This is a genomic window from Pedobacter sp. AK017, from assembly GCF_014200825.1.
GTDB lineage: Bacteria > Bacteroidota > Bacteroidia > Sphingobacteriales > Sphingobacteriaceae > Pedobacter > Pedobacter heparinus.
In genome coordinates this window covers 180,754-200,864 of sequence record NZ_JACHCW010000009.1, presented here as the reverse complement: position 1 = coordinate 200,864, position 20,111 = coordinate 180,754, and the positions used below count along the sequence as shown (strand labels likewise).

At 41.7% G+C, this 20,111-nt stretch carries 15 protein-coding genes; 5 read left to right on the top strand and 10 right to left on the bottom strand.

Features of this window, described 5'->3' with window-relative positions:
- Positions 1-52: 52 nt before the first annotated feature.
- Entirely contained in the window at positions 53-1,894 is a 1,842-nt protein-coding gene (locus HDC92_RS14675) for an ATP-binding protein (protein WP_183875576.1), read from the top strand.
- A gap of 3 nt (positions 1,895-1,897) precedes the next feature.
- On the top strand, positions 1,898-2,518 hold the full coding sequence (locus HDC92_RS14670; RefSeq protein ID WP_015808770.1) for a response regulator: 621 nt from the start codon (positions 1,898-1,900) through the stop codon (positions 2,516-2,518).
- A 28-nt stretch (positions 2,519-2,546) separates the two neighbouring features.
- Here the strand turns inward: HDC92_RS14670 and HDC92_RS14665 are convergent, their stop codons facing one another.
- The 8 genes from HDC92_RS14665 to HDC92_RS14630 form a co-directional block, all read right to left on the bottom strand.
- On the bottom strand, positions 2,547-5,240 hold the full coding sequence (locus HDC92_RS14665; protein ID WP_183875574.1) for an outer membrane beta-barrel family protein: 2,694 nt from the start codon (positions 5,238-5,240) through the stop codon (positions 2,547-2,549).
- 323 nt (positions 5,241-5,563) lie between these two features.
- On the bottom strand, positions 5,564-6,865 hold the full coding sequence (locus HDC92_RS14660) for a hypothetical protein (protein WP_015808772.1): 1,302 nt from the start codon (positions 6,863-6,865) through the stop codon (positions 5,564-5,566).
- 14 nt (positions 6,866-6,879) lie between these two features.
- The gene (locus HDC92_RS14655) at positions 6,880-8,988 is read right to left on the bottom strand and encodes a tetratricopeptide repeat protein (RefSeq protein WP_183875572.1); all 2,109 of its coding nucleotides are present in this window, start codon (positions 8,986-8,988) and stop codon (positions 6,880-6,882) included.
- Between the two features lie 66 nt (positions 8,989-9,054).
- Entirely contained in the window at positions 9,055-9,681 is a 627-nt protein-coding gene (locus HDC92_RS14650; protein ID WP_183875570.1) for a hypothetical protein, read from the bottom strand.
- A gap of 191 nt (positions 9,682-9,872) precedes the next feature.
- Complete coding sequence (locus HDC92_RS14645; protein ID WP_183875568.1) at positions 9,873-11,207, bottom strand: IPT/TIG domain-containing protein; 1,335 nt, start codon at positions 11,205-11,207, stop codon at positions 9,873-9,875.
- Positions 11,208-11,836: 629 nt separating this feature from the next.
- Positions 11,837-12,934 (bottom strand): Fic family protein, encoded by a 1,098-nt coding sequence (locus HDC92_RS14640; RefSeq protein ID WP_183875567.1) that lies wholly within the window; start codon positions 12,932-12,934, stop codon positions 11,837-11,839.
- Positions 12,935-13,418: 484 nt separating this feature from the next.
- The gene (locus tag HDC92_RS14635) at positions 13,419-14,543 is read right to left on the bottom strand and encodes a serine hydrolase domain-containing protein (protein WP_183875565.1); all 1,125 of its coding nucleotides are present in this window, start codon (positions 14,541-14,543) and stop codon (positions 13,419-13,421) included.
- Between the two features lie 180 nt (positions 14,544-14,723).
- Complete coding sequence (locus tag HDC92_RS14630; RefSeq protein ID WP_183875563.1) at positions 14,724-15,521, bottom strand: CPBP family intramembrane glutamic endopeptidase; 798 nt, start codon at positions 15,519-15,521, stop codon at positions 14,724-14,726.
- Between the two features lie 184 nt (positions 15,522-15,705).
- Here HDC92_RS14630 and HDC92_RS14625 point away from each other — a divergent pair, with 184 nt between their 5' ends.
- The 3 genes from HDC92_RS14625 to HDC92_RS14615 are packed head-to-tail and all read left to right on the top strand — an operon-like array spanning position 15,706 to position 18,017.
- Positions 15,706-16,563 carry an ATP-binding cassette domain-containing protein gene (locus tag HDC92_RS14625; RefSeq protein ID WP_183875561.1) on the top strand — a complete coding sequence of 286 codons (858 nt, stop codon included), beginning with the start codon at positions 15,706-15,708 and terminating at the stop codon, positions 16,561-16,563.
- A 7-nt stretch (positions 16,564-16,570) separates the two neighbouring features.
- The gene (locus HDC92_RS14620) at positions 16,571-17,335 is read left to right on the top strand and encodes a hypothetical protein (protein WP_183875559.1); all 765 of its coding nucleotides are present in this window, start codon (positions 16,571-16,573) and stop codon (positions 17,333-17,335) included.
- 4 nt (positions 17,336-17,339) lie between these two features.
- Positions 17,340-18,017, top strand: a complete 678-nt coding sequence (locus tag HDC92_RS14615; RefSeq protein ID WP_183875557.1) for a hypothetical protein — start codon at positions 17,340-17,342, stop codon at positions 18,015-18,017.
- 13 nt (positions 18,018-18,030) lie between these two features.
- On the opposite strand, the gene HDC92_RS14610 is transcribed toward HDC92_RS14615, so the two are convergent.
- Together HDC92_RS14610 and HDC92_RS14605 are read right to left on the bottom strand one after the other, a co-directional pair.
- Complete coding sequence (locus HDC92_RS14610; protein WP_183875555.1) at positions 18,031-18,735, bottom strand: LytR/AlgR family response regulator transcription factor; 705 nt, start codon at positions 18,733-18,735, stop codon at positions 18,031-18,033.
- Entirely contained in the window at positions 18,732-19,841 is a 1,110-nt protein-coding gene (locus tag HDC92_RS14605; RefSeq protein ID WP_183875553.1) for a sensor histidine kinase, read from the bottom strand. The genes HDC92_RS14610 and HDC92_RS14605 overlap by 4 nt, the downstream gene beginning before the upstream one ends.
- Positions 19,842-20,111 lie beyond the last annotated feature (270 nt).

The following is a 20,111-nucleotide window of genomic DNA, read 5'->3' as shown; positions in this document are numbered from 1 at the left end:
TGTATGTAATGCTCAGGTTGACAAAGTAGACAGCCTTTTAAAGAAAATTAAAGTGATACAGAATGACACCAATAAGGTAAAACTGTATTATGCACTGGCCGACCAATATCTAAATAGCAATTTAAAAGAGGCAGAAAAATTTTGCCGTAAAGCTGAAGTTTTAAGTAGAAGACTAAATTATAAGCAAGGGATACTGGACTATTATAGCAATTATGCTAATGTACTCTATTTAAATGGGAGATTTGATGATCGACTAGAGTTAGCTTTGGAAGCTGTGGAGTATGCTAAAAAAAATGCCGACTCTACCGAATTTGCCCGTAGCATGCTAAATGCCGGTATTGCATATTCGTTAATCGAAGATTACCAAAGTGCCGTAAATCAAATTGAAAAGGCAAGAGATATATTGATCAGAAACAATCGGCATAAATACAATGGTAATATTTATAATTTACTCCAACTGCTGTATAATTCCATGCATCAGTACAGAAAAGGAGCAAATAATGGCTTGTTAGCTATTGATATTCTTGCAAAATCAAAAGATAAAACATCGCTACAAGAAGCATTAAGCAATCTGGGATTAAATTATATTGAGTTAAAACTATACGACTCCGCCAAATATTACTTAAACAAGGCTGTGGTTTTGGCAAATGCAAGCGGAAACAAACAAATACAGACAGCAGCAGCACTAAACTTTGCCTTAATTGCGCTTCGGTCGCAACAAACAGACAGCATAAAACCCTATGTAACCAAAGCACTTAAACTTTCCAAAGCGAATGATTGGCATGAACAAGAGGGTTTAGCACAATACGGACTGGCCTATTATTACCTGCTGAAAAAGAACAATGCGATTGCGCAGTTATACGCCGACTCTGCACTTCGCTTAACTCAACAATACAATATACCAAACTTAAAACAAAAGCTATACCCCTTGCTTTCAAGCTTATACTACGCCCGACAGGAACCGCAGCAGGGTTACTTTTATTATAACAAATCAGAAATGTTTAATGATAGCTTGTTAAATACGGCCATTACAAAACATACCATTTTCACCGAAAAAAAATTTGAAACCTCAAGAAAAGAAGCACAAATAAAATTGCAGCAATCGCAACTACGACAAAAAAACAACCTGATTTATTTCTTATTTGCAGGTGCCCTAGCCTTGCTTTCTATTTCTTTACTTAGCTACCGGAATTACAGGAACAGGCGAAAATTACAACAAGCCAAAATAGATGAATTAGAAACTGAAAAACAACTCATGGCCACTGAAGCGGTGCTAAAAGGCGAAGAGCAGGAACGCACCCGACTAGCCAAAGACCTGCATGATGGGCTTGGCGGGATGTTGAGCGGAATAAAATTTTCATTAAGTAATATGAAGGAGAATATGGTAATGACGCCCGATAATGTTAACGCTTTTGAAAGAAGTATGGATATGCTGGATAGTTCCATTAAGGAAATGCGGCGTGTAGCGCATAATATGATGCCCGAAATTTTATTAAAATACGGCCTTGATACGGCATTAATGGAGTTTTGTACTGAAATTGATCGCAATGGTGTATTACGTGTAAACTATCAATCGGTGGGGGTACATGAGGCAGATATACCGCAAACAATCTCCGTTACCATTTACCGTATTGTACAAGAATTATTAAACAATGCAATTAAACACGCTCATGCAAAAAATATACTGGTTCAACTTCATCAATCCAATCAAGGGAAATTATTAGCTATTACCGTAGAGGATGATGGAAATGGATTTGATACCGATCTATTAAAAAAATCTGACGGGATGGGCTGGCTGAATATAAAAAACCGTGTGGAGTTTTTAAAAGGCAGAATAGATTTGCAATCTGCCCCTGGCAAGGGCACTTCAGTAATGATAGAAATTAATAGTTAACTGATGACGATGAAAGTAGGCATTTTTGTAGTAGATGATCACTATATGGTGATAGAGGGCATTCGTTCTTTATTGCAAAATGAAAAAACGCTTGATTGGATGGGCCATGCTACCAATGCGGCATCCTGCCTGAGTTTTCTTAAGTTACACGAACCTGATGTGATATTAATGGATGTAAATCTTCCGGATAAAAGTGGAATAGATCTATGTAAGGAAGTTAAACAACTATATCCTTCTGTAGCAGTGCTTGGGCTAAGTACATTTAACCAGCAGGCTATTATCAAAAACATGATAGATAACGGTGCATCAGGCTATGTGTTAAAAAATGCGACCAAAGAAGAACTCCTGGAAGCCATAAATGCCGTTTCAAAAGGCAAAGTATATTATAGTCAGGAAGCTTTTAGTTCATTACGAATACCGGCACCTGATCAGCTCCTGATTACCCGAAGAGAAAAAGAAGTGCTGTTGTTAATTGCTGAAGGGCTAACCAATGCCGAGATAGCGGAAAAACTTTTCATCAGCATTCCAACGGTAAACACGCATCGCAAAAGCCTGATAGAAAAATTTAATGTAAAAAATACAGCTATGCTAATTGGCAAGGCTATAAAGCTGGGCCTGATTTAATTTCTTTGATAAGTTTTCCCGAAACTGCTTATTTAATCCTGCCATTTTCATTTTCCAATGCAGAACTCCTGCTCCTTGGCCCTTTCGAGTTTCCTGTAGCAAACCTGTAGCTGAAATTTAGTTTTATCTGCCTGGTTTCATAATAACTATAGTTGTGGATAAATAATCCAGCTACACTTTGTGTCGAACTGGCCTTGCTTCCTTTATAAATATCACTAAAAACCAGCCTTAAAGTAGCCTTGTTATCTATAAAACTGCGCTGTAAACCCAGATCCAGCTGGCTTGTTGCCCGGGCAAATTGATTGGCTCCGGCCAAACGTTTTGAATTGTAGAACCCTACTACCTCGGCATTGAAGCGATGTGGTAACTTAAAAGTTTGTTGAAGGTTCAACCTGGCAGCTGTTTGTCTGAGTTTTAGCGTTCTACCTGCCCCAAAGTCGATGTCATTGTAAATTTGGAACAATGCCCCATTAAAAGTTATGTTCCACCACTTGTATGGCACCAGGGTTTGTGTAAGTGTTAAGGCCACGTGTTTTTGTACACCCAGGTTACGGGGAACCATTACAATTCTAGTTTGATCGACAGTATCTGTAACCTCTACAGAGAAATTGTCAGTATAAGTATAGCTTAACCCTAAAATAGTAGCGCTCTTATATACATATTGAAGCAAAGCCCGATGGCTCAATTGCGGTTGCAAAAAAGGATTTCCCTGCCAATAAGATAGCTCATCTAATAAGTAAATAAATGGGTTCAGGTTCTGATAAGCAGGGCGGTCAATCCTTCTGGAATAACTGATGGAAAAGGTGTGCGGTGCCGATGGTTTTATACTTGCGGAAAAGAAAGGGAATAGATTGGTGTAATTTCTGCGGATTGATTTTGCATTTTCCGAAATAGGGGAAATGACCTCAAGTTTTCCTTCTGAAGCAGAATTTTCTACCCTTAGCCCTGCCTGAAGCTGCCATTTATGCAAATCCCTTTTGTAGTTGAGGTAAGCACTTGCAATTTCTTCAATATAGACAAATTTGTTTGATCGTGATGGGTCTAGAACCTCACTGTTTGCCTGAACCTCCAAAAATCTGGAATCATTTCCAGCCGACACTGATGAATACTTAGCTCCGGTTTCCAGTTTTCCTTTCCAAAGATTAGTTGTGTAATCTAGTTTCACAGCTTTTAAACCGATATCAATTCCATTTAATGACCGGTACAGATTGTCGCTCAGCACCACATTATTTATCGCGGTATACCTGTTAGATTGCAGATTGCCCGCTCTTTTAGTAAAATCGCCATAATCTGCATCAAAATTTATAATCCTACCTAAAGTATCTTCGTATTTATAGTTTAGGTTCACATTATATCTTTGTGTTTGTTGAGAATAATAATCATTTATGGCGGTAAGCACCTGATCTACTTCAGTGGTTGCTGCGGCACCAATTTCAGTTCTGGTATCAGTAATCCCTCCTCCAAAAATAAAATTTCCATTTAGCAATACACCCACTGTTTGATTTTTGTCAATGGCAAAATCGGCCCCAAGCCTGGAACCCATTCTATTACGTTTGTCGGTATCATCGGTAAAACTATTGAAGAACTTTCCCTCCTGAAGTCTATCCGCCCCATACAAATAGGAATAGTGGCCTATAAAATGACTGTAGCCTCCATAGAGATTTATTTTGTTTTTTCTGTAGCTTACAGACAAATCCTGGTTACTCCTCAGGTTCAGCCCATAACTGAAACCTGTTGTAAAACCAGCGTTGAAACCTTGAATAACAGATTTTAAAGTTTTGATATTAATGATCCCAGCCGTGCCGGCAGCATCATATTTTGCACTAGGGCTGCTGATGATCTCTATCGATTTGATATCCGATGACGACATCGATCTCAGTACTTCGGCTATCTCTTTGCCGGAGAGGTAGGTCTGTTTTCCATCTATAAGTATCGATGTTCCGGATTTGCCATTAAGCGAAACATTGTTATCCGTTCCTACTGTTACTCCAGGTGCCCTGCCCAACAATTCGAGTCCATTTAACCCATGCGCACTAATGCTTTTCGAAACATTAAATACAATATTCCCTCCATCCACTTCTATTACTTTCTGATCTCCACTAACAGTTACTTCCTTTAGCTGCCTGGCTTTTGGCTTTAGTTTAAACTTTGCAAATTCCTTTAACTGCAATTCATTCCCGGTAAGAGAAAAATTCAGGTTTAGGCCCTCATAACCAAGAGAAGATATTTTTAATGTATACGCTTTGTTGGCCTTAAGTGTATGCCTAAATTGAAAATTGCCATGCTCACCACCAATAGCACCATTTATCTGCATTGCACCATCAAAGAGCCCTATGGTAACGAATGGAACGGCATGGTCTTCGGAATTAACAATGGTACCGGACAACAAGGTGCTTCGTGTATCTAAATCTTCCTTTTTCAAAAGCATGATGCTTCCAATTACGATCATCCTGTCGGAGAGCAGGCGATAAAAAAGCTGTTTTTTTGAAAGGGTGCTATCCAATACTTTGGAAACCGGCAAACGTGATGCATAAATAGAAACGAGCATTGTATCTGAAACTATCTCGTCGCTAAAAACGATGTTGTACCCGCTCTGCAACTGGATTTCCTTAAAAAGCGTTAAAATAGACTTATCTTTTAAATTAAGGGTTATTTTCCGGTCCTGGGCATAAAGCATACTGTAACTGAACAGCAATAATATTGATGGTATTAATTTTTTCATACTTAACCTTTGATCATACCAATTTATTGTTGATTACAAACATTAGCTTATACGTTAAGGACAGCTTTGAATAGGAAACTACTTACTGCATCATAAAAAAAATATTAATTTCCCAAATTATGATAAAGATTGACGGCAGGTTTGGTTTTGGTAGGTAATTCGAACTATTTTGTGGAAGAGTTTACCAGGAAGGGTTTCCAGATCTTTTGATGACTGGCAAGATTGTGCACGCACTTGTTGGGCCAACCCAAAGAATGCAGTTACTAAAATAGCAATGATCAATGTATATATTCGTTTCATGGGTTGAATTTGATGTTAGATAATTATTCCAACATTTTTTTCAATGCACCAATATCAAAATGCTGTTCCCAATTGTTAAACAACCTTGAAGAGTAGCCATAATCTTTAGTGATTTCATACCGAAACTGTACTTCTATCAACAAAGGTTTTGCAGCCTGCCCGTTATTGGAAACAAAATAGGCTGGGTTTAAAACATACAGGGCACTTTTATACTCTCCTTCTGCATCATAAAACCTACCCAAAGCTTCCAAGATTTTATTTGCATCTTTTAGCAATCTATCCTGATCTACCACTGCCGGTTTTTGTAACCATTCCGGTTTTTGTTTGACAAGCAGATCATTCACTTTTGCTTTTTTTGCTTCATATATCTTGGGGTAAGCAAGTTTATCTGCTTCCAAAGCTGCCATTGTTCTTTTTGCAGATTCAGAAGTATTATTTCCTATATTTTTAATTTTTTCTGCGTTGTCATACTCAAAATTGGCTTTTTCAATTTCAAAATATTCCAGCATATCCTGCAGGTATTGCTTGCGGCTAACGGGGATCAGTAAAGGCACTCCCGGTTTGGTGAGGAAATAACGACGATCTATAAATTGATACGAATTGGGTCCGTGATTATCATACCTGCCGCCCATTTCCCAGTGCTCAACATAGCCATTGCCATTGTTGAGTTTTAAAAAATCGCTATGAAAATCTTTATAGTTATCAGAACGGGCAACCATCAGCGTTGCTTCTGAAATATATTGTGATACGCGGCTGGGATTGTTGCTTTTGTCTTTTTCAAAGTTGGGGCCCACTTTTGCTTGTACAGGAATTTCGTACATCGGATTCCCATTTTTCATATTGAACTCGCCTGTACCTACTGCATGTACGCCCCCCGGCATTATAGAAGGATTGAACTCAACCCTGAAAACCGTTCTGTATTCATCTACTATTTTGCTGGCGTGTTGGTTAACATTGCAGACAAAAGCATATACGCCCATGCTGTACCCATAGCTGGCATAAACATTTTTGCCGTAATTGCTGCTGCCATGCCTGGCAAAACTTACTCTGGCGGCACATCCCGTCAACTTAAAATCCTTACGGCTGGCTTCTTCCAGTTTTTCTGCTGCGATGAGGTTTTTCATCATCGTAGTTTTTTCGGCGGGCGTGCCTTTTAAACTGAAGCCATATATTGTATTGTTGTGGTCGGTATAAATACCGGGCATAGCGTCAACTTCTGCACGTGAACCACAGGGCGTTAATGGATCAGCTATTTTTTTTATTCCTTGCGAAAAACCTGCAATGCTCCCCAATACTATTACTGAAAAGATCAAAAACTGTTTCATGGTTTGTTGTTTATTTATTTAAAGATACCTGTTCCGTTTAGTGAGCCTGCGCCACTATTAAGGCTCATTCTTCCTTCCATACCTGCGCTTGCACCAGCAGGGCCAACTCCTGCCGCAGCTTCTACACCTCCCACTACCACTACATCGGTTACACCTGTTCTGTCAATTTCAATATCTGCACCTACACCAGCGCTTACGCTTGCCTGTAATGGCCCCAATTTGCCGCCGGCACTTACTTTAGGTCCAATGCTAACTGTGCAATTCTTAAAGGAATCGCCAAAACCTGCATGATCTAAATCTTGATTTAAAGTGCCGCTGATTACGCCTGCATTAACGGTGGTGGTTAAGCCACTGCAGGTAAGCGTCATCGTGAAGCCCAGTTTTGAGCTTCCAAATTCACTGTTGATGCTACAGTTTGGGTCTTTGAACTGCGTTAACCGACCACCTTTACCTTCTGCATCATCCACACAATCGTATTTTAAAATGTTGGCAAAGTTGAATCCACCGTTTTGCGTTAAACTAAGGTCTTTTAACCACTGCGCCTGCAAGCCTGCGTTGATGCCGGGTAATAATTTTGGATAGGTGGTATAAAGGGATGAGTAAGCCATTTCATTTAGCAGTTGTTTATCGGCAGCCAGGTAATCATTATACAGCCCTTCCAATTTGGTATTGTATGGTTTTAAAAATGCATCCGATGCTTTTACCGATTCCCTGCAGATCATGTCCAGTGTGGTATTCCCGCCTTCACCCACGTCGGCCATTTTTTTATTAATAACAACCATTGCGTCGTCGTATTTTTTCTTTAAAGCATCGCCTTCGCCATTCATATATTCCTTGATACTTTGAGCGGCGGCCTGTTTTTTTTGTTGCAGGTTTTGTAACACTACGTTTTCTTTTGCATTCATTTTCTTTGCATACATGGGTGCAGCCACAATTTTCAGGGCTTCACTCTGGCTTACAGAACCGGGGTTTGCTAAGGTTTCGTTCATGACATCCATAAATTGCTTTTTTTGTTGCTCTAATTGATCCAGCATTTGCTCTTTTGATGCATCGCTGGTTTTCTGCAATGTTTTTAGTCGTTGGTCAATATCAGCACGAAATTGTTTCCATATCGGGTCCATCGCCTTACATTCTGCTACTGATTTTGGAAAGGCAGGCATGGCAAAACCTCCGAGGTTAAGTAAATCATCATTTTTATTTGCAAGTGGAAAATTGTTGTAATCACCGATGCCGGGGATGTAGCCTAAATTTTTCAACAGATCTGCTCTTATACCACTATACCCTTGTTTGAAAGCAGTTTTCGCTGCCGCAATGGCTGCTGTTTTATTACCATTCCCTTGAGCAATCAAACACATCGTTTGGTTGGCCTGCGAGTGTGATGCGGCAAGTGCAAGTGTGGTATCCAGGTATTTTTTGGCTTTGTCCACATCACCTAAGGCAAACCATGCCTGACCGAGGTTGTTGAGTATTGTACTATTCTTTTTAAATTGTCCATTGAGATTATTGAGAAGAGGGATGGCCATTTCAGGAGCCCCCGTCATCGTTAACATAGCTGCATAGTTATTCAAATTATCGGTGTTATTGGCATCATCTTTACATACCTGTGCCATCAGGCTCAATGCGATTTGTGTACGGCCACCCACCCATAATGCGGCAGCAGCATTGCCCATTTCATCAATGCTTGCTCCTTTTTGTTTCAGGTCTTTATAGATATTGTTGGCTTTATTTTTTGCAACAGGAAGTACAGCCGCAAAAGTTGTATTTCCTGTATTGCCGATAAATGCACCCATGTTTACTTTGGAAGGTGTAGCAGCAATACCAGCAATGGCTTTGGTGTCTTTTGCAGGAATAAGACCGTTGGCAACACCGCCACTTTTTGTTGGCCCACCTTCGTTTACCTGTTTTATGGCATTGTCCATCTTTTGTCCCACACCATATTGATTGAGCAGACTGTCATATCCCTTTTTTACCTTGGGGTCCATTTTAGAAGTCTTTTCATTGAGTTTTTGCATGGCTTCAGTCAATCGCTTCCTATCTGCCTCCATTTGCTCTTTAGATGGCCTTTGTGAAAAAGCAATCGTTGCAATTAACGTGGTAAAGATTAATAGGCCTATTCGTTTCATCGCATGAATTTGGTTTAGGTATAAAATTTAATTAAGCATTAGGTAAACAAAGGATTGTTTTTGCCTTTAAAAATTTGTCCATGCTGTCCCCTGAATGGTATCCCAACCAGATTTGCTAGAAATTTTTATATTGCCTTTGGCATCTGGACTGTAATAGATCCAGCCAATGCGATTGGCTTTTAGCTTTATTTTGCTGGTATTATTTGCCACAATGTCTGTACAGCTCTCCACTTTTACATCTTCCAGAATTATTTGGCGAGCCAGCGTAGGCATATTGTTGCCAACCCTATTGGTTACCGATATATCAATTTTTGATATTGGAAATGTTTGCAGCGACTGAGTAGCTATTTTTCCAGGACTTGACAATAGGGTTGTGTTTAAAGGTTTAACAGCAGTACTAACTGCTGGCTTTGCAGTTACAGTTTGTTGTGGTGTGGCAATGATGAGGTTCCTGAAATCTGCAATGCAAGCACTGGTTGGCACTTCTATTTCTATTGAGGCTGTATGATCAGACCCGCCCGTATAATTTACAACAATGATCTGGTCTTCATACATTTTCATTACAGATGTGCCTTTAATACGGCTGCCATCCCCTTTTGTTACTTTACCGTAAATAGTGACTGTTTGCGCGTACGATGTCGCTGTTGTCATGATAACAGCAAATAATAATAGCGTTTTTTTTAGTGCTTTCATATTTTGTTCTTTTTAAAAAGCCATTTTAAACCCTGGCGGATTATCCTTGTTTTTTAATTTTGTGATATAAAAGTAGGTTGATATAAAAAAATGGTCAATCATTAAAAAAGATGATTTTTTTTGTAACTACAAGCTGGCCAGATCAATGACATCAGTTACAGCCACTTTAAACTTTTAATTGGCCGCCTTGTTTATCGCACAACAATAGCATTGCCTGATGAATTAAGTGTGGTATTTCCCAAATTAACAGCCACTCCATTTTTCCAGTATTTTGCTACATTGTATGCTCCGTTGTTTTCCCATCCCGATACATATACATCAGTGCCAAAAACTGCAATACCTGTAGCACCCGATGATGCTGTTGATAATTTTACCTCCATCCCGTTCTTCCAGTATTTGGCAAAAGTTGGCCCGCCACCATAATAATTCTCCTGTTCATATCCTGCCACATATACTTCGTTTCCCTTTACGAAAACAGCGGTTGCCACGCCTACCGAAGCCGTACCTGCGGTTAATGTTGTAGCAGTTCCGTTTTTCCAGATGGTAGCCATGGCCAAGCCTGTTGTTGCATTGTTTTGGTTGCCTGCCACATACTTATCGCTTCCGCTTGCGAAAACTGCATTGGCAAAGCAATGCTTATCGTTATTGGGAATGGTATTAGCTGGTATTGTCCCGTTTGTAAATTCCCAGGGCGAAAACCTCCCCTGTGAGTTGCGATAACTTCCAACGGCATAAACATTGTTGTTATTTATATAAATTCCTGTACAAGAGCCATTACCGGTAACAATCTGCGATACAATGGGATCATTAACACTTATGGTTGTACCTGTCCCGTTTTTCCAGTACCGGGAAAGGTCAAATCCGTTGATGATTTCCCAGCCACCAACATGCACATCGTTACCGTTTACAGAAATGCTATTGGCAGCAGATTCGTTGATGCCAAGCGTGGTTTTAGTACCGTTTTTCCAATAATTGGCCAATTGTAAATTATTAATCCTTTCCCTTCCAGCTACATATACATCATTACCATTTATAAATATGGAATTCAATCCCGACTGTTCGATACTCAATGTAACAGCACTACCGTTTTTCCAGTAAGTAGCCAAAGGACGGCTGTTATTATTCTGAGCGCCCGCTACAAATACATCAGGTACATAAGTAATATTACCACCGGTTGTAGTTTGGGTACCTGTTTTTATTTTTACTTCACCGCTAACAGCTCCCACAGCAGGAACAATTATCTTCAGCTGTGTAGCCGTGGCCGATTGTACGATGGCTGCCACCTCATTAATAGTAACGGTATTATTAAGGACTACGGTAGAAAAATTGCTGCCAGTAATGCTAAGCGTGTCGCCATAGTGTAAGGTGGTGGCAGATAAAGAAGCTACTTTAAGCGTAGTATCTTTTGGTGTTGGATCAGTAATGGGAGTGCCATTCTCTTTTTTGCAAGAAGACAATGCAAGTAGGAACAGTACAAACGCTATACCCGATGCTACTGCAAATGTGTTATATTTTAATGTTTTCATATAGGTTGAATTTTTTAATTGAAAAAAATAATATGATATAAAAGTAGATTAGCCTAAAGACTGTAGCAATCATTAAAAAAGATGATTTTTATAGATAGTTGTTGTCACCTTTTTTTTGTATGTCGTTTAGTTGAATTACCCAAAAACGAAGTTTCTGTTGCAGTTCATGTTCAACCGTAAAACAACTATATGATGAAACAGCTATTAACCTTCTCACTCGTCGTACTTTTTAGTTGCAGCGCAGCAGCACAAGAAAACAATGTATTGACTCACATTCGGATGGACAGCTTTATCAATGACCATCTACCAACTCATCCATGTATACCATCCCCCTAAATGCTCAGCCAGGGGATAAATGGCTTTATTCAAAGCCGGTCGTTATACAGCAAACATCGGAGTTTACGGCTCACGTTGGGCATTTAGTCATGCTTGGATGATGAATTTAGTTACCATAAAGGTTCAGTGATAGCCAAATTTGAAGCGCTAAAAAAAACTTAAATAAAAAAGCAGCTCTTTTCAGAGCTGCTTTAAAAACTTGGGGTTGTTTATGGTACAAATTTCATCCCGGTTTGTGGCTGATTTGAAGCGGTTGGCAGATTTAAAAAGAAAAATGGATGAAATGGACGAGTTTATTTTTTCAAAAGTTCAAATAGCTCTATATTGATATATATAGTTTCCTTCCAGACTTTTTTAGAATGCAATATTCCGATCTTTTCTAATCCGTTAAGGTATTTGGAAGCTGTTATCCTTGAAACGTTAAGTCGATCAATAACAAATTCTATTTTACAGTATGGTTGCTCAAATAACAACTCTAATAGTTCTTTATTGTAAAGCTTGGGCGCCTTCTCTTTTATTCCATTTTGTAATTTCAAAAAGAGCTGATTGATTGACTTAATTTGATCAGTGGTTTGTTTAGAAGTTTCTTCTACGGCTTTTAAAATAAATAATATCCACTCTTCCCAATTGTCCTTTGTCTTCACTTCTCCAAGTAATCTATAATAATCAGGTTTATGTTTTATGATATAATCACTTAAATAAAGTACGGGACTGTCTAAAAGCCCATGCAGGCACAAATAAAGAACATTAATAATTCTTCCGGTCCTGCCGTTACCATCATAAAATGGGTGTATGCTTTCAAACTGGTAATGTTGAACTGCCAACTTAATCAATGGAGAAAGTACATCGGGTTCATTTATATACTCCTCTAAGTTTTTCATTAACGCAAGGATTGTATCATAATCATCCGGCGGCGTGTAAATGACTTCACCAGTAACAGCATTTTTTAATGAGGTTCCAGGCAATCTTCTAAGTCCTGCTTTATTCTCTTCCAGTATTTCCTGTATAGTCAATACTCCGTTTGTATTCAAAAATCCCTTTTGAACGATCATTTTAAACCCAGCGAGCATAGCTTCCCTATAGCGTAAAACTTCCTTGGTAGCATGATCTATTTGTGAGCCACTTGCAGACAATGCTTGATAGAGCCTATCATGAGTTGTAATTACATTCTCAATTTCAGAACTCATGCGAGCTTCTTTGAGTATTACAGCATTCAGAAGTATAGAAGGATTAGGGAGTGTATAGGCTAGTCCTTTTAATTCGGAAAGGGCTATTGAAGATTGGACGACTTGCCTTAAAACAGGAATTGTCTCCACTTTAATTTGATCAGGGGGCAGCGGAGGCAATTCATTAAAAGGTACATCACTTCTCAATTTGGCCAATTTCTTCATACAAAGTTTTTATATATGAGACTCTTATCATGTAAAGATAATTTAATTTTTTATACATGACAACTTAATCATGCAAAGATTATATACATGATGTTTTGATGATTATAAAAGATACCGATCCAACCCATAGATAGTGTGCGGAAGAAGGGACTCGAACCCTTAAACAAAAAAAGCAGTCTTTTCAGACTGCTTTCAAAACTTGGGGTGGAAAGACCTACTGTTGTCTACGGATTTTATGTATGATTTGACGCGCCTAGCAAATATGAGAGGGAAAATGATGGAGATTGATCCACAACTTCCAGCAACAAGTTTGGCTTCTTAGCGTGTTTTTTTCGCATGCATTAATTTCAATTAATTTTATCTCTAGTGGTGAACATTAAAAGTTCTCCACTAGAGATTTTTTAATAAAATGTTCTCTAGTAATGATATAGATAATAAAAAGCAATTACGCAATAGCAGGTTATCTTTTATCTTGCTAATATCGCTATTCTGAACCTTTTACCTGTTCTGCCAGTATAGCGATCAGTTCCTTTTCCAAGTCATTTCGGTTAGCCAGGCTGTTGGTCAGGATCACCAAACCGGAGTTCAACTGCGGGAAACAATCCAATGAACTACGGGAACCACCCGTACCGCCGCTGTGTTCCAATATACGATATCCCTTAGGACTGCTGTGGATAAACCAATTCAGGGCCATACCCTCCTGGTCAGTACCGAAGGTTCGTTGATGGGAAAACTTAATGGCAGGATCCGTCTCGGCATTGTTAGCATTGATATAATTGACCAGGTCAGCAGAGGTGGATCTTAAAACCCCCATTGCCGGTACTTCTCCCAGATCCCATAGCGACACCGGTTGTCTTTGCGCATTATGCGGCCACGCGATCCGGCTTGGCGAAACTGATGCGATGTTGATCCGGGTTTCCCTCATCTGGTATGGATTTAGAATATTTTTTGATACCAGTGAAAAGTAATCCTGCCCGTAAGCGTCTTCCAGTATGGTACCCAGTAAAGCAACCGCCATATTTGAGTAGGAGTAAATTTTGCCGGGAAGGGTATCCATCTTCATTTGGTGCAGACCTTCGTACAAAAGCGCGCAGGTGTAATCATGTAGAGGATTAAGCGAATCGTAGGTCGGCCTTTCCCACATATTCGGAAATATCCGTGTAATTCTTGAGGTGTGATTAGCCAGATCCTTAATACGGATGGGTGTACCTTTATAACTTAAGTTAGGAAAAGTTCCCTTCAGATATTTCCGGATATCATCTTCCAGGTTGATCTTCTTATCCAATACAGCCCGGGCCAGAATGATCCCGGTAAAGGATTTGGTCATCGACCCAATTTCATAAATGGTCCTGTTATTTGGACGCTGCCCGTTGCCGGTCCTCGTTTCTCCATAATTGTAAAAATACGGTTTGCCGTTCTGCACTAGGGCGATGGAAAGCCCGACCGCTCTTTTATCCTGAAAATACCGCTGAACACTTTTATCGACCAGCGAATCCAGCCGGGAACTCAGTGGGTTGTCTGATGCTACTGACCGGCTCTGTCCGGCACAGGCCAGGCTATTCAGACAAAAGGCCAGGATTAGCAAAATCAAACTAAAATGTTGGCTCATAAACGTTTTTTTTTAACGGAGAGCGATGGACCGGGTTGTTCATAAATTGTTGACGATTAAAAGATAGTATTTTTTTAAGGCGTTCAAATAGCATGACACCGTTTGGTTGGGGGCAATTGTGCGAGTTTTTTCTAATCCGTGTTGACTTTTTTTACGAAAGAAAACCGGTAACCATTTTGCTTAAGGTTTCGCTTGCCAGGCCTTTGACCGCCATATCAAGAGCATCAGGATCGCGGTAACGCCGATGTAGGGCAGCAGCACATGTAAGGGATGATAGTCCCGGGCATCCTGCACAAGGGTAAAAAGCATGGTTTTGCCTTCTGCTGGCGAACGTGGAATAAGCGCCTGAGCCAGGTTCCAGCCAAAATGCAAACCAATGGACAAAATCAATTTGCCGGTCTTGAGATAGCAAAGCCCGTAAAGTAAAGAGCCCAGGCCGGTAGTGAGCCAGGTCATCAGGAACTGTTGCCAGCTTATGCCGGTATTCAGCGTCAGGTGCATGACCGCGAAGGGCAGGGTGACCGCCAGCTGAGCGATCCAGGGCCCATATGATCGCAACAGTCGTTGAAAGGGATAACCCCGGTAGGTAAATTCCTGCGCAAAAGACGACCAGAGATGGATGAGAACGAGTATCAGTAAAAATACAGGATCGGCATGCCCGGTAAATACCAGCCGGCTGCCGTTCAGCCAGATCGTAAGGCCGGCGCTTGTCAATAATGCGATTATGCCCCAGACCAAGCCGCGAAATAAGTTTTTCCAATCGGTAGCTCCAGCAGGTACAAAACCCAGGCTGGTTAACGGTTTACCTTCTGCTTTGAGGAACACAAAGCTCAAAAGCAAAGCGATCCCAAAATAAAAAAAGATACTGTCAAGCGCGGGGACAACGCCGGCGATATAAGCGGCCACGACAATAACTATAAAATAAACGCTTACCCTTAGCCAGACGGGCAGCTGGCCGATCAATTTGTTCCTTTCCATTTTTTTCGGTTTGCTCGCAAAAAGACCTTATTCCGGCGAGGCCGGAAAATAAAATCGACGAACCCATCGGAATTGGCAACCAAACGGCCCGGACTGCCGATACGTTGCTGCCGGGCGATCCTGATCGCCATAAGCCCGCCGCCCGTTGGAAATATAAGCAGCTTCGTCGAATAAAATTGAACAGGTGCCAGATTGTTCTTCCATTTGTACTATGATCGTTATCAAAGATTTGACTTATGGCTATCATTCCCGGAACACCCTGTTCCAGGAATTGAACCTGACGCTGCTGCCGGGGAAGGTTTATGGTTTACTGGGTAAGAACGGCGCCGGTAAATCCAGCCTGATCAAAAACATGGCCGGGCTGATCTTCCCGCAAAAGGGAAGCTGCACGATCAATGGCCTGGAGGCACGGCATCGCCGGCCGGAGTTTTTAGCGCAACTGTTTTTTATTCCCGAAGAGTGTGAGCTTCCGCCGGTCACGATCGCTATTTTCCTGCGGATCTACAGTGTATTTTACCGGTCCTTTGATGAGGCTTGCTTTTATGAATACCTGAGAATTTTCAATGTGCCGGAAAAAGGCCAGCTGCATAAACTCTCCTTTGGTCAAAAGAAAAAGATCCATATCGCTTTCGCTTTGGCGGCCAATACTGATGTCCTGATCATGGACGAGCCGACCAACGGGCTGGATATCCCCTCCAAGATCGAATTCAGGGAAATTATCGCCCGGACAAGACGGGATGATAAGATCACGATCATGTCTACCCACCAGGTCAAAGACCTGGATGGCCTGATCGACAGCGTGATCATCATTGACAAAGGGCAGGTAATACTTTCCGCCGATAAAGAAGAGATCGGGCAAAAGCTTTGTTTCGGGGCGAAGCGGGCCGGCGAGGATACCATCTATGGCATTGATACGCCGGGGGGCCATATCTCAGTCAGCAGGAACAACGGGGCTGAGGAATCCCCACTCGATCTGGAGCTGCTTTTTAACGCAGCCATTTATAACCCGGCGGGCATCCGGGATGTTTTTCAAACCCAATAAAATTGACATGAACTATATCGCAAAAACGATCGCCCTGAACCGGCGCCAGTACCTGGAGCACCGGCAGGTTTATGGCTTATTGGCAACGGCTATCGCCTGCTTATTATTTCTGCTCTTTTTTATTACCTGGCATTGGCGCGAAAGCTTTTCCGGCGGTGTGGGTAACGGTATCTTCCTGATCGGACTCTTCGGCGGAGGCGCGGCATTTTCCGCGTTCTTATACCAGGAACTCCGCCATCCGGCGAAAACGATCTGGCTGCTGGGCATTATTGCATCAGCAGGCCAAAAGATCGTGCTGTGGATACTGTACGCGGTCTTTCTGTACGGCGCGGCTTACACCGTGATCTTTTACCTGGTCGAAACATTATTTTTCAGCATTGCAACCGGCCCTCAGTCCACCATGATGAAAGCAAATGTGTTCCGCAATGGCTTTTATAGCTTTTACCTGGTCTTTGTCAATTTCCAGTTATGGCTACTGGTCGGCAGCCTGGCTTTCCGGAAAGGCGCGCTGATCAAAACGCTTTTATTAATGGTGCTGTATTTTATCATCGCTGCAACGGGTAATGTCGTACTCATGAAAGTGATGACCGGTGAGAACAGCATTACCAGCAGTTTGCCGTTTAATTATTTCCAGTTCATTCATGACGGCGAAAATATTTATGTCTATCTGCCGGCAAGCATCCAGGCACTGATCAATGTCAGCTATAATTTTCTGCTGCCGCTGTTCTTAAGCTACATCGCCTACCTCAAGTTTACCGAAAAAGAAATCTAACCTTATGATGATCAAAAAAAGCAACCTGATATTAGCGGCTTTCGCTGTTTTCTTCGTGGCAGCCCTTTTTGCTGCCGATCGCGAACTGGCCCTGCAATACCGCCGGATCGACCTGAAAGACCCTTTTAAAAATTTCGGAATGGTACCGGTCCGGCCTTACCAGGTTTTACATATCAGCGGGGGTAATTCTTATGCGGTCAGGATCGTGCGGGGAACTGATTATACAATCCGGCTGATGAATTCCAGGAAACAATTTTTCCGGATGGAACAGCACCTGGATACTTTGGCGATCAATTTTACGGTTTCCAACCAGCAGTACCAGTTACCGGACCAATGCAGCACCGGACTGATCCTGACCGTTCCCGCGCTGACGACGATCAATACCTCCGGCATTAATTGTGAACTGAGCGGATTGGAACAGGGTTCACTGTTGATCACGCAGGAGCATAATTCTATCCTGAGAATGAAAGACCTCCGGCTCTGCAACCTGGTCATCAACGGCAGACATTCATCGACCGCAACTTTAAGGGAAAGTAACCGAACGGACACTTTGCGCCTTACGTTGGACGAGGGCAGTTCCGTAGATCTGGGACCGCTTAAAGCCGGAAAAATCTTCACCAAACTGAATGGAAATGCCCGGCTGGTCATCACTGCTGCCAATTTAGACAACTTTGTTAAGTGACACGACGGGCTCTTCAGAGCTGCAACCTTTGAAACAGTTCTTCCCGGTTGCTTGCCCCGATGGGTACCTCGGCATTTTCGAGTTCGATCATATTGCCCTTGATCGCGCGGATTGCTTTAAGGTTAACGATATAGGACCTGTGCACCCGGAGAAACTGCCTGGGCGGCAGCAAATCTTCGAATAACTTTAAGTGCATGCCTGCGAGCAACCTTGTTTCCTTCAAATAAACCGAACTGAAATCTCTTTCCGCCTGTATATACAGAATTTGGTCATGCTCCACACGCACCAGCCTGTTATCCTGGCGGATGAACAGGTAGTCCGGCTGATGCGCTGCCTCTGGCAACGGGATCTGTTTGATCGCCATTCTTTCGCTTACTTTCTGCACGGCCTGGTAAAACCGTTCAAATGTGATCGGCTTTAAAAGGTAATCAACGGAATTGAGCTCAAATCCTTCAACCGCATAGTTGGAATAAGCTGTGGTAAAAACCACCAATGGTGGCTTGCGCAGCGAGCGCATGAATTCTGTACCGGTAATGACCGGCATCTGGATGTCCAGGAAAATAAGGTCGATCTGCTGCCCGTAAAGCCCTTCATAGGCTTCAGTGGCGTTGCGGCAGCTTTTAACGAGTTCCAGTTCGGGAACGCGCTGGAAATACGTTTGCAGGATATCCCGCGCGATTGGCTCATCATCAACGATCATGCAATTGATCTTTTTCATAGGCTCAGGCATAAATTCACTACATAATTATTTCCATTGTTGCTGACCTCGTAACGATAGCGGCCAGGATAATATAACTCGAGCCGCTTCCGCAGATTACCCAGGCCGATACCGCCGGACGGACCATTCGCCCTGACGGGGTCAACGCTATTCTCTATCTTAAAATTAATCGAATCAGGCGTTACAGTTAATACAATATCGATAAAAGCACCGGGTTCGTCCGGGGTGAATTTAAACGCGTTTTCGATCAGCGGAATCAGCAGTAATGGGGCGATTCCGATGTCGGCCAAAATGGTTGGCGGATTAAACGTCACCCTGGTAAAATTCAACCTTACTTTTTCCAGTTCAATATAATCGGCCATCAGCTTTACCTCTTTGCTAAGTGGCATCTTTTCCGCTTCGGATTCATAAAGCATATAGCGCAACAATTCAGACAGGCGGGATACCAGAGCCGCAGACCGTTCCTTATCGCCGCCGATGATCAGTCCATAAATATTATTCATGGAATTAAACAAAAAATGAGGGTTGAGCTGCGCTCTGAGAAAATTAAGTTCCAGTTCGAGTTTTTCTTTCGCCAGGGTTACGCTTCTCATATTGCTGCGATAGGCATTAAGGGCAGTTTTAATACTGATTGGAATGGTCAAAGTGAGTAGCAGGAAAACTGGCGTACCAAAAGTAGCCAGGCGAACGAGAACGATATTGCTCAAATCGGATTTCATAAGTTGGAAGTAGCCCTGTTCCGTCTTAGCTAACCTTGCCATACAAGGTGCGCAACTGCTAATCAGAAATTTCTCGGCAATAGCATCAGAGATCGTATAAACCACTAAAAGGAATAAGATCAGCAATATACCTTTAATGTATTGATGGCTGATGAAATACTTTGGCCAGAGGTAGTAAACCAGGGTATAATAAAATAAGACTATAACGCCGGTGCTGCAGGTGTTTAGTAACAGCATGCTGCTTACAGGAAAACCGCCGTAGACGTTAAAGGAGATATTTGTGAGATAAAAGCGTAATCCGAGCAGCAACAGCCAGAACGAAACATGCTGCAACCAGCGCTGGAGCTTGCCCGGATAAAGGAAAAATTGGGATCGGAACATTGACATACCTAAAGTTGCCCTTTTTAAGCCGTCTTATCAATATAAAACGACCAACGCAAAAAAAAAACTGACCAACAGGGAATTAAGGGCAATATATATTTTAGACACTTAATGCAAAATTTGGTTTTATAGATCTGAACTTATCAAAAATCTGCTTTTCAATTTCATCGATACACTGACAACTTTGTCATACAAGATATAACAGCGCAATCCGGCTAATCGCACCCAAAAAGGCTGTACGTCATTAGACCTTAAAAATACCCTTACGGCAATTGA

Excerpts from the sequence above, each read along its gene's own strand:
- HDC92_RS14655 (WP_183875572.1), bottom strand. The coding sequence starts at position 8,988 with ATGAAACGAATAGGCCTATTAATCTTTACCACGTTAATTGCAACGATT.
- HDC92_RS14660 (WP_015808772.1), bottom strand. The coding sequence starts at position 6,865 with ATGAAACAGTTTTTGATCTTTTCAGTAATAGTATTGGGGAGCATTGCA.
- HDC92_RS14640 (WP_183875567.1), bottom strand. The coding sequence starts at position 12,934 with ATGAAGAAATTGGCCAAATTGAGAAGTGATGTACCTTTTAATGAATTG.
- HDC92_RS14645 (WP_183875568.1), bottom strand. The coding sequence starts at position 11,207 with ATGAAAACATTAAAATATAACACATTTGCAGTAGCATCGGGTATAGCG.
- HDC92_RS14610 (WP_183875555.1), bottom strand. The coding sequence starts at position 18,735 with ATGAAAAAGATCAATTGCATGATCGTTGATGATGAGCCAATCGCGCGG.
- HDC92_RS14620 (WP_183875559.1), top strand. The coding sequence starts at position 16,571 with ATGAACTATATCGCAAAAACGATCGCCCTGAACCGGCGCCAGTACCTG.
- HDC92_RS14635 (WP_183875565.1), bottom strand. The coding sequence starts at position 14,543 with ATGAGCCAACATTTTAGTTTGATTTTGCTAATCCTGGCCTTTTGTCTG.
- HDC92_RS14615 (WP_183875557.1), top strand. The coding sequence starts at position 17,340 with ATGATGATCAAAAAAAGCAACCTGATATTAGCGGCTTTCGCTGTTTTC.
- HDC92_RS14670 (WP_015808770.1), top strand. The coding sequence starts at position 1,898 with ATGACGATGAAAGTAGGCATTTTTGTAGTAGATGATCACTATATGGTG.
- HDC92_RS14650 (WP_183875570.1), bottom strand. The coding sequence starts at position 9,681 with ATGAAAGCACTAAAAAAAACGCTATTATTATTTGCTGTTATCATGACA.
- HDC92_RS14630 (WP_183875563.1), bottom strand. The coding sequence starts at position 15,521 with ATGGAAAGGAACAAATTGATCGGCCAGCTGCCCGTCTGGCTAAGGGTA.
- HDC92_RS14605 (WP_183875553.1), bottom strand. The coding sequence starts at position 19,841 with ATGTCAATGTTCCGATCCCAATTTTTCCTTTATCCGGGCAAGCTCCAG.
- HDC92_RS14665 (WP_183875574.1), bottom strand. The coding sequence starts at position 5,240 with ATGAAAAAATTAATACCATCAATATTATTGCTGTTCAGTTACAGTATG.